Genomic DNA, 15,057 nt, shown 5'->3' with positions numbered 1-15,057 from the left:
GTTTCTTACATTACCATAATATTTTAGGTAAGATAAACTCATACCCTTTGGTAATCGTTGCAACTTTAAGATTCAAACATTCAATACCAGATTAATCAATGAAAAAACTCTTGATTATTTTAGCACTTATATCAAGCGGCGCCGCAGGAATTGAAAGCTGTGCACCAACAACAAAAGAACCAACACCACCGATGATTCCACTTCGCGATTTTTTTAGAAACCCTGAGAAAGCAGGCTATCAAATATCTCCTTTGGGGTCTTTTATCTCCTACCTTGCACCTGTTGAAAACCGAATGAATGTTTTTGTTTACAAACGAAGCGACCCCACCGAACCCGCAAAACAAATCACTACCATTAAAGATCGTGACATTTCCGGATACTTCTGGAAAGGCGAGTCGAAAATATTGTATGCAAAAGACTTTGGAGGCGATGAAAATTTTCATGTTTTTGCCGTCAATCCCGATGGCACCGGTGAGCGCGACCTCACGCCATTTGACAGTGTTCGTGCTGAAATTATCGATGACCTTGAAGACCACCCAACAGATATTCTTGTTGGCTTGAATAAGCGCGACCGAGAAAATTTCGATGTTTACCGACTTAACACCGAGACCGGCGAAATGAAAATGGTGGCTGAAAATCCGGGTGGTGTGGGAAGTTGGGTGACAGACCACAACGGCACGATTCGCATCGCCATTCAAAGCGACGGCGTCAATCAAGCTGTACTTTATCGCGAAAACGACTCAGCACCCTTTTCGCCGATTCTAACTACCAGTTTTAAGGAATCTTTGTCACCTCTGTTTTTTACTTTCGATAACACCGCTTTTTACGCGGCGTCTAACCTTGGAAGAGATAAAGCAGCCATTGTCAAATTTGACCCCAAAAGTGTGAAAGAAACAGAATTACTTTTTGAACACCCCGAAGTTGATGTTTATTCAATGGCTTATTCAAAAAAGAGAAAAGTTCTCACGGCTATCAGCTTCACGACTTGGAAAACCGAGCAAAAGTTTTTAGATGCAGAGTCTGAAGCTGATTTCAAATACCTACAAGCACAATTGCCCAATACTGAAGTGTTTGTTACATCGGCAACGAAAGACGAATCGATTTTTATTGTTCGTACAATGAGCGACCGCTCTCGTGGCGCTGTGTATCTCTTCGAAAAAAATACACGCACACTTTCTAAACTGACGGAGGTTGCACCTTGGCTCAATGAAGACGATTTGTGTGAGGTAAAGCCGATTTCATATCAATCGCGCGATGGGCTTACCATCCACGGTTATTTAACCTTGCCTAAAGGAATAGAACCCAAAAATTTACCGGTGATCGTTAACCCGCACGGTGGGCCGTGGGCTCGTGATGAATGGGGCTTCGACCCTGAGGTTCAATTTTTGGCGAATCGCGGGTATGCCGTTTTGCAAATGAATTTCCGCGGCTCTACGGGGTATGGACGCGCATTTTGGGAAGCTTCTTTCAAGAAGTGGGGAAAGGAAATGCAAAACGATATTACCGATGGTGTGGCGTGGCTTATTTCACAAGGGATAGCCGATAAAAAACGCATCGCCATTTATGGTGGAAGTTACGGCGGTTATGCAACGCTAGCGGGGCTTGCATTTACACCTGATCTTTATGCCTGTGGGGTTGATTATGTTGGTGTCTCAAACATCTTTACCTTAATGGAAACCATCCCCCCTTATTGGAAACCCTATCTTGATCAGATGTATGAAATGATTGGTGACCCTGATAAGGATAGCCTTTTGCTTCGTGATGCCTCTCCGGTTTTTCATGTGGATAAAATCAAAGCGCCGCTCTTTGTCGCTCAGGGTGCACGCGACCCTCGCGTGAAAAAATCCGAATCTGATCAAATCGTAGAAGCCCTAAAAAATCGAGGCATTGATGTTCCATATTTGGTTAAAGAAAATGAAGGCCACGGGTTTCGGAATGAAGAGAATCGATTTGAGTTTTATGAAGCAATGGAAAAATTTTTGGCGAAGCACCTTTTAGGGATGAATGATCTTTAATTTTTTTAACGATAATCGAATACTAGAATGGTGTCCGTTCAATTTCAACGACTTCATCCCGAAGCAAAACTTCCATTTTATGCCACGAAGCAAGCAGCGGGAATGGATATTTCCGCTTGCCTTGATTCGGATATCACGATTCTTCCGCAAGGCTCTGCATTGATTCCCACAGGCTTTGCGATTGCACTTCCCGAAGGATATGAAGCGCAACTTCGCCCTCGAAGTGGCTTGGCGCTCAAAAATCTCATCTCACTTCCGAATTCGCCGGCGACGATTGATGCCGATTATCGAGGTGAAGTGAAGGTTATTCTCATCAATCACGGCCGTGAACCGTTCACCGTGCGCAATGGTGATCGAATCGCACAAATGATTATTGCAAAAGTTGAACAAGCACATTTTGAAGTGGTTTCGGAACTTGGTTCAACAGAGCGCGGCGTGGGAGGATTTGGTCACACGGGCATAGAAAGAAAGTAATGCTTGATTTTTTTATAGAGAGATTCTAGGCTTGGTTGATCATAATAGAGGAATCAATTAAAAACAAAGAGGCTGCAATGTGCAGCCTCTTTTTATTCTCTGAATTGAAACATACAAGCAGCAGGATTAAACCGCGTCGGAAAGACTGGTGAAGGTAAAGTCCCGAATTTTCATCGGCGGAATCCAATTGCCCAACATTCGCATTGGTTTGCCTAAAGCTTCCAAATTATTGAGCATAATAATCGGGCTCTCATTGAATCTTAAATTCTTAATTGGATGTGCGATTTTTCCGTTTTCAATAAAAAACGTCCCATCGCGCGTAAGGCCTGTGTAAAGCAAGGTTTGCGGATCAACATCGCGAATGTACCACAGGCGTGAGACCAAGATGCCACGTTTGGTATCTTTAATTAAATCTTCGATTGATGCCGTGCCACCGTCGATAATAATATTGCTTGGAAATGGTGTTGCTTTTACTCCTTTTTTTTCAGCCCAATAGCGCGAGTAAAAAAGATTTTTTACTACACCCTTTTCAATCCAAACAGTTTTTTCTTGTGGCCTCCCATCGCCACTCCACGTTTGAGCGGGAACATCGGGGTGGGTTGGGTCGGAGTAAATAGTGATGCGTTCATCAATCAACTTTTCGCCTAATTTGGTTTTCCCACCGGCTTTTGAAAGGAAGCTTCTTCCTTCTTCGGCACTGCGGGCATCCATATTAAACATCATTTGATTCAAAAGTCCTTCATCGGAAACAAGCGCCGAGGGTTCTAAAATGACGGTATATTTTCCGGGTTCAATGGCTTTGGGTTCACGCGATTGCAAGGCTTTTTCAATCGCAATTTGAGAAGCCACGGCTGCATCGAATTGAGCAATGTCGTTCACATCTCGGTAAACATAGCCGGACCCAGTACCATCGTTGGTACGAACCGTGAGATTAAACTCGGTATTGGTTCCTAATTGATAAGCCGAAACTCCCGAAGAATTGGCCATCGATTGGAAATACTCGTTGTTTTGAAAGAATCCTGCCGCGGTCAGATTTCCATTGGCTTTACAGGCCGTGATTCCCGCTGCAGCAACCTTTGAGCGATACTCCGCCGTAATGGCTGCGGTGCTTTCGAAATGTGTTTTGGAAGTCAGATAGGTTTGCTTACCCAAGTTTTTGACAAACTCAGGATTTTCCGGCGCAAGCCTTGCAAGCTCTTCGGAACGGCGAACGGCCTTTTCAATGGCATCGTCTGTCAATTCGTTGGTCGTGACGTTGCCGGTGCGTTTGCCGAAAGAGGATTGGATTGCAAGCGAGATACTATTTTGTGAGCCGCTTGTTGAGATGGTGTTGCGTGCATAGCGAATGTTGCCGCTTTTTCCACCACCTAAATTGACTTCGCATTCATCAGCCTTTGAGAAACTGAGCGCTTTCTCAAGGATGCGTTTTGCTTCGCTTTCTGTTAGTATTGCCATTCTTGATTTTAAATTTTGCGTTCAGTATTGATCACATTAACTCCGTTAAAGCGGGCGGTTGAAGCGCCGTGAGAAACCGCGCTGATTTGCCCCGGCTGTCCTTTTCCATCAAAGAAGGTTCCGCCAAGGCGGTAATCCTTTTCATCGCAGATGGCCACACATGAATTCCAAAACTCTTGCGTATTGGATTGATAGGCCACATCTTTGAGCATTTCACCAATTTTTCCATTTTTGATTTCATAGAAAAGTTGGCCACCGAATTGGAAGTTATACCGTTGTTGATCGATAGAGTAGGATCCTGCGCCAAGGATGTAAATTCCTTTTTCAACATTTTTAATCATTTCACTGACCGCAAGTTTCTTTTTCCCCGGCGCAAGCGACACATTGGGCATACGTTGAAATTGGACTGATCCCCAATTATCGGCATAACAGCAGCCGTGAGATTCATTTTGATCGATGATTTGAACCTGATCGCGAATGGCTTGATAATTGACAAGGATTCCATCTTTCACCAAATCCCACCTTTTTGTGGGTACGCCTTCATCGTCGTATCCGACGGCGCCAAGCGAGTGCTTTTGTGTTTTATCAGCAAAGAGCGTTACGATTGGGCTACCATATTTGAACGATTTCGTTTTCCATTTATCGAGGGTTGCAAAACTTGTTCCGGCGTAGTTGGCCTCATACCCCAAAACACGGTCGAGCTCTAGTGGATGGCCAACGGATTCGTGAATGGTGAGATAAAGGTGTGAAGGGTCGAGCACGAGATCGTACTTCCCTGCCACAACCGATTTCGCCTTAAGTTTCAATTTCGCTTCAAGCGCAGCGTTCGAAGCGTCTTCCACCATATCGTAACTATTGCGATAGTTGGTGGTTACGCCTTTTAATTTCTCGGATGATTTGCCATCGAGATATTCATAGCCCATTCCCATTGGAGCGGAAAGGGAGTCTCGAGTCTGAAATTTTCCGGTTTTTTCGTCGATACAGGTTACTTGAAATGTTGGCCAAGTGCGGTGCACATCTTGATCGATGTAGGAGCCATCGCTTGAGGCAAAGTATTTTTGTTCATTGACAAAGAAGAGCACCGAGTTGATGTAGTTGGCTCCCTTTTTCATTGCTGCTGCGTTTGCCTTTAATAACAAATCCGCTTTGTCTTTGATGGGAATCTTAAATGCATCTTTTTCAATCGGGGTTTTCCAGACAACCTCACCCACACCCTTTTGCGGGGCAAGTTTGACAGGCTCAGTTTGATAGACTGAATTTGCCTTTGCAATCATCACAGCTTCCTTTGCGGCATTGGCAACGCTTTCGGACGAGAGATCGTCGGTAGAAGCAAAGCCCCACGTACCGTTTGCAATCACCCTGATTCCGATTCCGGCAGAGAGGGTATCCACCACATTCTGAACTTTATCTTCCCGAGCAAAAATAAATTGATTGAGGTAACGGCCGAGCCGGACATCGCAATAAGTTGCGCCTTGTGTTTTTGCTTCGTTTAATGCGATATCTGCCAGTTTTTTCTTTTGGGAAGCGTCCATCCAAGCCGCTTCAGGCTCGATGACGGAGGCTACTGCATATTTCGGCAACATCAAGGCACCGGCACCAAAGGCGGTTACTTTTAAAAAATCGCGTCGCTGCATGTATAAATGGTTGTTGATTTATGAATACTAAAAAAAGTCGGCTACCTGCACTGTAGCCGACTTTAATGAAAGTTAGACTGCGTCTGAAAGGCTTTCAAAAGTGAAATCCCGAATCTTCATCGGCGGAATCATGTTCCCTGCCATTCGAACCGGCTTACCCAAGGCTTCAAGGTTATTGAGCATAATGATGGGGCTTTCATTGAAGCGCATGTTTTTAATTGGGAAAGCGATTTTTCCATTTTCGATAAAGAATGTTCCGTCGCGCGTGAGCCCGGTGTAAAGCAAGGTTTGCGGGTCCACCGGACGGATATACCACAACCGAGTAATTAGAATTCCTTTTTTCGTGTCTTTAATCAAATCTTCAAGGCTCGCATTTGTCCCGGGGATGATGATGCCGCCGGGCGGGGCAATCGATTTCTTTTCTTTCTTTTCAGCCCAATAGCGCGAGTAGAAAAGATTTTGAAGCACACCGTTTTCAACCCAAGTGGTTTTTTCACGCGGGCGACCGTCGCCTACCCAAGGGGTTGAAGGAATATCACTATTGGTTGGGTCGGAAAAAACGCTGATACGTTCGTCGATAAATTTCTCACCGATTTTATTTCCTCCGCCTTTTTTTGAGAAGAAACTTCTGCCTTCATCAGCACTGCGAGCATCCATTGCGTTAATCATTGCGCCAATAAGACTTGCATCAGTATTGGCAAGCAAAGCGGCAGGCTCAAGAATGACGGTGTATTTCCCCGGCTCGATGGCTTTGGCTTCGCGTGAACGAAGCGCTTTTTCGATGGCGACTTGCGAAGCCGCTGCTGAGTTAAACTGTGAGACATCGTTGTAGTCTCGAGTAACATACCCCGAGCCGGTGCCATCGGTGGTTCTAACGGTAAGTGTAAACTCAACACTGGTCGATTTTTGATAAAGTGAAAGCCCCGCTGAATTGGCAACTGCGCCAAATGAGGTATCGTGATCCAAAAACCCCGCCGCTTGTAAATCCTTTCCGGTGCAGGGTATAATGCTGTCTTCAGCCACTTTGGTACGGTACTCCGGCGTAATCCCCTCGGTTGATGCAAATGCTGTGACCGATTCAAGATACTTTTGCTGACCCAAAAGCGGCATCGCTTCGGGGTTTTCAGGTGCAAGCTGCGCAAGCTCTTCAGCCCGGCGAACGGTGCGTTCAATGGCAGCATCGGTAAATTCATTGACGGTTGCTGTTCCGGTTTTCTTTCCAAATTTGGATTGAACCACAAGTGTCATGTTGCTATTTTCACCACTCGTGGAAACGGTGTTTCGCGCGTAACGGATATTTCCGCCGACGCTTCCGCCCAAATTCACTTCGCACTCCGGCGCTTTGGAGTACCCAAGCGCTTTACTCAGAATCGCTTGTGCTTCTTCTTTGGTTAGTATTGGCATTGCTTTCAAAAAGCGATTAATCGTTAAGAAAAAATTGTTATTAGATTTTACGTCCTGTATTCAAAACATTGATTCCGTTAAAGCGGGCCGTGGGCGAGCCGTGCGAGACGGCACTCACTTGGGATGGCTGACCTTTGCCGTCAAAGAACGATCCATTCAGACGGTAGTCGCGCTCATCACAAAGTGCACTGCACGAATTCCAAAACTCTTGTGTATTGGATTGATAAGCCACATCTTTCAGCATCCCTGCAATTTTCCCATCTTTGATTTCATAAAAAAGCTGCCCACCAAATTGGAAATTATATCGCTGCTGGTCGATGGAATATGACCCACGACCAACAATGTAGATGCCTTTTTTAACATCTTTAATCATTTGCATTGGGGTAATCTTCTTTTTTCCGGGCGCAAGTGAAACATTGGGCATGCGTTGAAATTGCACGCTGCTCCAACTATCGGCGTAAGAACAACCGTGTGATTCATTCTGATCGATAATGTGAACTTGATCGCGCGTCGCTTGATAGTTGACAAGCACGCCGTCTTTGACCAAATCCCAGCGTTTGGATTGCACGCCTTCATCATCATAACCGACAGAGCCAAGCGAACCGGGCTGAGTTTTATCCGCAAAGAAATTGACTATGGGGCTACCGTAATTAAACTTTTTGGTTTTCCATTTATCAAGCGTAGCAAAACTTGTACCGGCATAATTGGCTTCATAGCCAAGGACGCGGTCTAGCTCAAGCGGATGACCAACAGATTCATGAATAGTAAGAAAAAGATGCGTTGGGTCTAAAACCAAATCATACTTGCCCTTTTCCACCGACTTTGCTCTTAACTTTTCTTTGGCTTGTTTGGCGGCATCACGAGCATCGGCAATCATATTATATCTCTTGTCGTACAAGTCAAGCGCAGTGGTAAGTGCCGGTTTGGCATTATTATCCAAATACTCATAGCCCATTCCTGAAGGGGCACTGAGCGCCAAGCGAGTCTCAAATTTGCCCGGTCCATCAGTAACGGTGACAGAGAAATTTGGCCATATTCGGTGAATATCCTGATCAATGAAACTGCCATCGGTCGAAGCAAAGTACTTTTGCTCATTAATCAGGAAGAGTTGTGAATTCACAAAGCTCGCCCCGGCAGTCATTGCTGCAGCATTGGCGCTAAGCAATACCTCTACTTTTTCTTTAATGGGAACATCAAATCCATTTTTCAAAATCGGTGTTTTCCACGACACCTCGCCCAAACCTTTAGTGGGCGCAAGTTTAACAGGCTCGGTTTGTATGCGAGAATTCGCTTTTGCAATGGCTACTGCGCCGCGAGTTGCTTTGGCGATGCCATCGGCGGTGAGATCGTTGGTGGATGAAAATCCCCACGTGCCGTTCACAATCACACGAACCCCGGCACCGAGCGACTCGCCGCTTTGAATGCCTTGCACTTGCTTTTCGCGGGTGTTGATGGCTTGGCGGAGATACATTCCCAAACGGACATCGGCATATGAAGCTCCGGAGGAAGTCGCGACAGTGAGTGCCACAGTTGCCAAATTCTTTTTATCGACCGCTGAAAGTGTTGCTTCCTTTAGGCGCGATTCATCAACCGATTTTTCAAACGGCTTTGAAAGCACGGGACTTACCAAGGCAGCTGAGCCAAGCCCTAAGGCGGAAAGTTTTATAAAATCTCTTCGCTTCATGATTTAAATTTTGCGAGATGTGTTAATCACATTGACCCCATTAAAGCGGGTGGTTGAAGACCCGTGAGAAACCGCGCTTGATTGCGAGGGCTGCCCTTTTCCGTCGAAGAATGAACCGCCGAGCCTGAAATCGCGGTCGTCCGCAATTGCTGCACACGAGTTCCAGAATTCTTGCGTATTGGATTGATAAGCCACATCGCGGAGCATTCCGGTGATTTTTCCATTTTTAATTTCGTAGAAAAGCTGTCCGCCAAATTGGAAATTATAGCGTTGCTGATCGATGGAGAAGGAGCCATCGCCAACGATATAAATTCCTTTCTTCACATCTTTGATCAATTCATCTACCGAAAGTTTTTTCTTTCCGGGAGCAAGCGAGACATTAGGCATGCGTTGGAATTGTACATCAGCCCAGCTTTGCGAGTAACAGCAACCGTGAGATTCGTTTTGCCCTAGAATATGAACTTGATCACGAATGGCTTGATAGTTTACAAGCGTTCCTTCCTTCACCAAATCCCATCGCTTGGTGCTTACGCCTTCATCGTCGTAACCCACCGCACCCAATGAACCGGGTTGAACTTTATCGGCAAAGAGATTAACGAGCTTACTGCCATATTTGAAGTTGCCCGATTTTAACTTGTCAAGTGTCGCGAAACTCGTTCCCGCATAATTGGCCTCATAGCCGAGCACACGGTCGAGTTCAAGCGGATGACCGACGGATTCGTGAATTGTCAGCCATAAGTGTGACGGGTCAAGTACGAGGTCATATTTGCCTTTTTCAACCGACTTCGCGCTGAGTTTTTCTCTTACCAAAATGGCGGCATTCCCAATATCCTCGACCATATCATAATACTTTCCGTAACGCGTTACGGTGCCTTGAGGCCCGGCAAATTTGCCTTCCTTCCGACCGGAGAGATACTCCCAACCCATTCCGACGGGTGAAGAGAGCGCACTGCGGGTTTCAAACTTTCCAGAGGTTTGATCCACGGCATTGACAAAAGCCGCCGGCCACAAGCGATGCACATCTTGCGAAATGTAGGAGCCATCGCTTGAGGCAAAATATTTTTGTTCGTTGATGCAAAAGACAAATGAAGTCACAAACGGTGCTCCATTTTTCATTGCAGCGGCGTTGACCGAAAGCAAAAGATCGGCCTTTTCTTTCATTGGCACTTCGAAGGCATTCTTTTCGATTGGGGTTTTCCAATAAACCTCTCCGAGCGAAGGTGTCGGTGCAAGCTTCACAGGATCGGTTTGAATGCGTGAATTGGCTTTTGCAATAGCCACTGCTGCGCGTGCAGTTCGGGCGATGCCTTCAGGCGATAAATCGTTGCTTGACGCGAAGCCCCACGTGGCTTTATCACCGGCAAGGACGCGAATCCCTGCTCCAATCGATTCGGTATTGGTTACATTCTGCACTTTGTTTTCGCGCGTAAACACTGCTTGATTGAGGTATCTACCGATTCTAACATCGCAGTAAGTGGCACCAGCAGCTTTGGCCGCTGAAAGTGCGGCATCGCTCAATTTTTTCACATCGACGAAATCGGCAAGTGAGGCAAGAGACTGTTCAACAGGAATTTCTTTAGCGAAGGTAGGAAGTGAAGTCAGGCTGGTTAATGCTGCGCCGGAGACTCCTAATCCGGCTAATTTCAAGAAATCTCGACGCTCCACGCGGCAGTTCCTCCAAGTTTATGTTGATTCAAAAATTGACCTTTGTTTCGTTGAGATAGGACTGATGCACGAAACAATTTTTGAAGTTTAATCACACTGAAGTGGAAATGCAAAGGCTTGCTCAATCATTTTACACTTGAATGCAAAGACTTTGCAAAACGAGTATTTCGTGAGATTACCTCGGAAGAAGCTACGAGAAGGCGGGTCGCCGCTCTGCAGGGCTATTGATCAAATTTGAAATGACCTCCCGTAACGCCACGACACGTATGGGTTTAGCGATGACGATAAGATTAGGAATTACGGCGAGCTTCGGGCTGAGATCGCGCCAATCCGACCCCGAGGCAAAGAGTATCGGAATCGTGCTGTCATTGGAACGTACAAACAAAGCGACTTCATCTCCGTTTTTAATGGGCATTTGAAAATCTGTGATGACAAGGCTTAGCGAGTCTTTCAATAAACGATACCTTTCGATGCCCTCTTCGCCATTTTTTGCAAAAGCGAGATCGTATTGATCGGAAAGGGAGATGAAAAGCAATTTTGAAATCATCGGATCGTCTTCGACAATGAGGATTCTCTTTTTCATTGGTGTTCTCTACACGAGCGTTTATGTTGGTAAACAGACTTGGCTTATGTTTTTAAGACATCTCACGCTTTGCAAAGGTTTAATTAAGTCAGGGCATTTTTGAATCGAATAGGTTTTATTTATTGAAAGGCTACAAACATTCGATGGCTTCGCCATCGGATTATCGCCTGTTAATCCCGAGGGGATTTTATGTCTATAGAATTTGGTGATTAGGAAAAAGGGGGATGAAGTCAATGAGGTATCGGCTTAGGCGTGAATGCTTTCTTGATGCTTTTCAGTTGGGGAATTCACGGCCTTGGACATTTCAGCGGCTGCTTTTTGTTTCATTCGCTCCAAGCGGAGAGAATACGAAGCAAATTTTTTGTTGAAGGGGCTTAAGAAATAGGTTTTGACGATGTATCCCCAAAAACTTGGCACATTTAAATAAGGATCGATTTTCCCGGCCATTTTGGCGTGGGCTTCCGGTGTGAGGCTCCAATGAAGCTGAGCATTATCGTGATGAACGGTGTGATAGCCGTTGTTGAAGAGCAACGCATTTAAGAGCGGGCTCACGAAGTTGCGCGAGTGATTGACGGGCGAGGTTTCATCGGCGTGGACATGCTGGAGATAATTGAAAACAAGCACAGAAAACAGCGCCACTTGATGCGGAATCAGGATATAAAGAATCGCCTTTTTCCAATCCACCCAAAGTCCCACAGCCACCACAGCGGCCAATGCCACATACTGCATGATGTAGAAGGCAAATTTGCCTTTATCTTTTTCCCACGTTTTTTTGAGAAAATCTCGAATTGGGGTTTGTTGAAAATAACTGCTGATGGTGGGGTAAGAAATGATAGTCCAAAAATTATTTTTTTCGGTGAATCGGTAGGTGATGGTATAGTCGCCTTCGCGATTATTGAATTTGTGATGATTTTTATTGTGAGTTGGAATCCAAGCAAAAGTTGGGAAGCCGTAGAAAACCGTGAGCCAATAGTCGGTGATTCCATTCATCACCGAAGATTTCCAAATCGGTAAGTGATTGTGGTTGTGCGCAATAACCGCAACTGAAACCGACATAAAAAGAAGCCACACATAGAGAAATGGATTCAGGCTCTCGAGATTCCATTGCACAAAAAATAATGCCGTGGTGGTCATGAGATAAGCCACAGTGCGGATATCTGCTTTATTTTGAAGCACAATTTTAGGATTTAGGTTGACGAAACTTCGGATGAAAAATCTTGTGATACTTTTGTGATAAGTTATTGAATATAATCATTCTTTGGAGAATGCCGTGAGGATGACCTATCAAAAAAAGCCCCGACTTTCGCCGAGGCTTCTGAAAAGATTGTAACTCCCTAAATTTTACTTCACCAGCACCATCTTCTTCGTTTGCATGAAGTTAACAGTTTGCGAGCCAGTCGAGCGGACTTCAAGCCGGTAGAAATACACCCCGCTTGACACATTGCTTGCATTGAAATTGGCTTGATAGCTCCCCGCCGCTTGGCTTGCGTTCACCAGCGTTGATACTTCTCTTCCCAACACATCATAGACCTTGAGGCTCACTGCGCCTGCCACCGGAAGTTGGTAGCCAATCGTGGTGCTTGGGTTGAACGGGTTGGGGTAGTTTTGATTTAAGGCATAGGTATTTGGCAAACCGGCATCCACTTCAATTGTGGGGTGAAGTTCAAACTTTCCATCGAAGTCGATTTGTTTCAATCGGTAGGTCACTTTGCCCGAAACGCTACGATCAATGAAAGAATAACTCTGCGCTTCTGTCGTCGTTCCTTTTCCCTTCACAAAGCCCAGCGCTTTCCATTCCCCTTGTTCTGTGTTCCTTTGGACTTCAAACCCTGAGTTATTCTTCTCAGATGCCGTAGTCCAAGTTAGAAGAATCCCATTCGCACTTCGTGCACCCGTGAATGCAGATAACTCAACCGGAAGCGGATTTATCGCCCCATCGGCGCCAATGGTGAATTCCGAGAATCCAGTCATACCGGATTGCACCACACTTGGAGAATCGAATGTTCCGGTGTTCGCGCTTGATGTACCCGCGCCAACACTTGACCAACTGCCACCATTCGGGCGCTTTGCGATTCGTAGGGAAGTAACATTGGTTATACCCGGCGCATTTTCTCCCCGCAAAGTCATTGTATAAGTCCCCGGCGTACCAGAGGCGCTAATGCGCCAGAAAAACGGTGCAACTGCATTTACAACTTGGCCTGCAAAAGTCTGGGGCAACCCTGTGTTTCCGGGTGCGGTGTTGAAAAATTGGAATGTGAGATTTCCTGTGCTTGCTCCGCTTGTAAAGTTAACAGTTGCACTTCGGTCGTTGCCCGATTGTACATAAGGAAATGCATAAGCGTTGTTGCCATTGAATGCCCGAACAAGAGATCCGTTCCCAGTAAGGAAACCGGCACCAGAAACAGCACCCGAAGCGCTGTTGGTAACCGTAATTGTATTTCCGTTCAAGTCTGCTAAAACACCTGTGTTGAGCGTAAGTACACCGTTGACTGTAACAGCACCGCTGAGGCTCCCACTGCCGGTAAAAGTGATATTGTTGTAAGTTCCAGCAGGAATTATGGAGGTATTGCCAACATAGTTACCACTATTAAAGCGTAAAACGCGGTGGTTATTTCTATCAGCCACATAAAGATTACCCAACCCATCTACTGCCACGCCATATGGACCATTCATCGTGCTTGCTGAGCGACCGCCGTTGTTTGCTGTGTTGCTTGTGAGATTGGGTTGTCCGAGAGCAACCGTTGCCGCCGCACCCGTTAGCGCCGTTGCCGCACTCGCAAAACGCAAGACGCGGTGGTTGTCTTTATCAACCACATACAAGTTTCCCGACACGTCGACCGCCACGCTGTATGGACCAAACATCGTGCTTGCCGAGAGACCGTCGTTGTTTGCTATGCCGCTTGTGAGGTTGGGTTGTCCGAGCGCAACCGTCGCCGCCGCGCCCGTTAGCGCCGTTGCCGCACTCGCAAAACGCAAAACGCGGTGGTTGTCTTTATCAGCCACATACAAGTTGCCCGACCCGTCGACAGCCACGCCATATGGACGATTCATCGTGCTCGCAGAGCGACCGCCGTTGTTTGCTATGCCGCTTGTGAGGTTGGGTTGTCCGAGCGCAACCGTCGCCGCCGCGCCCGTTAGCGCCGTTGCCGCACTCGCAAAACGCAAAACGCGGCTGTTGCCTGCGTCAGCCACATACAAGTTGCCCAACCCGTCGACCGCCACGCCGAATAGACCATTCATCGTGCTTGCCGAGAGACCGCCGTTGTTTGCTGTGCCGCTCACAAGGTCGGGTTGTCCGAGCGCAACGGCTGCCGCCGCACCCGTTAGCGCCGTTGCCGCATTCGCAAAGCGCAAAACGCGGCTGTTGTTTTGGTCAGCCACATACAAGTTACCCGACCCGTCGACCGCCACGCCGAATGGAGCATTCATCGTGCTTGCCGAGAGACCGCCATTATTTGGCGTATTACTAAAAAAATTGGGTTGACCGAAAACCGCTTCCGCCGCGCTACCGGTCATCATTGCCGCCGCGCTCGTAAAGCGCAAAACGCGGTGGTTGAATTGGTCAGCCACAAAGACTTTGCCCGAAACAGGGTCGACTGCTACGCCGCTTGGTAAGTTAAAGCCCGCGCCGTCAAAACCGTTTGCCCCGCCTGCTGTAAAGCCGCCTTGTCCCAAGACAACATTCGCCGCCGCGCCCGTTGCCAAGGTTGCCGCACTCACAAAACGCAAAACGCGGCTGTTGTTTTGGTCAGCCACATACAAGTTGCCCGACCCGTCGACCGCCACGCCGCTTAGAATACTCATCGTGCTTGCCGAGAGACCGCCGTTGTTTGCTGTGTTGCTTGTGAGATTGGGTTGTCCGAGCGCAACCGTTGCCGCCGCGCCCGTTAGCGCCGTTGCCGCACTCGCAAAACGCAGAACGCGGCTGTTGTTTGCGTCAGCCACATACAAGTTGCCCGCCCCATCGACCGCCACGCTGTATGGATTAAACATCGTGCTTGCCGAGAGACCGACGTTGTTTGCTGTGCCGCTTGTGAGGTTGGGTTGTCCGAGCGCAACCGTTGCCGCCGCGCCCGTTAGCGCCGTTGCCGCATTCGCAAAGCGCAAAACGCGGTGGTTGTTTTGGTCAGCCACATACAAGTT

The 15,057-nt window shown here is 47.0% G+C and carries 10 protein-coding genes; 2 read left to right on the top strand and 8 right to left on the bottom strand.

The window, feature by feature from the left end; translation table 11 throughout:
* Window positions 1–98 precede the first annotated feature (98 nt).
* A complete protein-coding gene (locus SFU91_08340; protein MDX2129030.1) occupies window positions 99–2,015 on the top strand; it encodes a S9 family peptidase in 1,917 nt (638 codons plus the stop codon).
* A gap of 27 nt (window positions 2,016–2,042) precedes the next feature.
* Window positions 2,043–2,489, top strand: a complete 447-nt coding sequence (gene dut, locus SFU91_08335) for a dUTP diphosphatase (GenBank protein ID MDX2129029.1) — start codon at window positions 2,043–2,045, stop codon at window positions 2,487–2,489.
* 126 nt (window positions 2,490–2,615) lie between these two features.
* On the opposite strand, the gene SFU91_08330 is transcribed toward dut, so the two are convergent.
* From SFU91_08330 to SFU91_08295, 8 genes are all read right to left on the bottom strand, one after another.
* Window positions 2,616–3,944, bottom strand: a complete 1,329-nt coding sequence (locus SFU91_08330) for a TldD/PmbA family protein (protein ID MDX2129028.1) — start codon at window positions 3,942–3,944, stop codon at window positions 2,616–2,618.
* Window positions 3,945–3,952: 8 nt separating this feature from the next.
* On the bottom strand, window positions 3,953–5,578 hold the full coding sequence (locus SFU91_08325; protein MDX2129027.1) for a TldD/PmbA family protein: 1,626 nt from the start codon (window positions 5,576–5,578) through the stop codon (window positions 3,953–3,955).
* Window positions 5,579–5,650: 72 nt separating this feature from the next.
* Entirely contained in the window at window positions 5,651–6,982 is a 1,332-nt protein-coding gene (locus tag SFU91_08320; protein ID MDX2129026.1) for a TldD/PmbA family protein, read from the bottom strand.
* A 40-nt stretch (window positions 6,983–7,022) separates the two neighbouring features.
* Window positions 7,023–8,666, bottom strand: coding sequence for a TldD/PmbA family protein (locus SFU91_08315; protein MDX2129025.1), 1,644 nt, complete (start codon window positions 8,664–8,666; stop codon window positions 7,023–7,025).
* Between the two features lie 3 nt (window positions 8,667–8,669).
* A complete protein-coding gene (locus tag SFU91_08310; protein ID MDX2129024.1) occupies window positions 8,670–10,331 on the bottom strand; it encodes a TldD/PmbA family protein in 1,662 nt (553 codons plus the stop codon).
* 190 nt (window positions 10,332–10,521) lie between these two features.
* Window positions 10,522–10,914: a response regulator gene (locus tag SFU91_08305; protein MDX2129023.1), complete on the bottom strand. Its 393-nt coding sequence runs from the start codon at window positions 10,912–10,914 to the stop codon at window positions 10,522–10,524.
* Window positions 10,915–11,160: 246 nt separating this feature from the next.
* Complete coding sequence (locus tag SFU91_08300) at window positions 11,161–12,090, bottom strand: fatty acid desaturase (GenBank protein ID MDX2129022.1); 930 nt, start codon at window positions 12,088–12,090, stop codon at window positions 11,161–11,163.
* 165 nt (window positions 12,091–12,255) lie between these two features.
* A partial coding sequence (locus SFU91_08295) for a T9SS type A sorting domain-containing protein (protein ID MDX2129021.1) occupies window positions 12,256–15,057 on the bottom strand: 2,802 nt, incomplete at its 5' end.

Source organism: Chloroherpetonaceae bacterium (assembly GCA_033763895.1).
Classification (GTDB): Bacteria; Bacteroidota; Chlorobiia; order Chlorobiales; family Thermochlorobacteraceae; genus JANRJQ01.
This window is presented reverse-complemented; position numbering and strand designations above follow the sequence as displayed.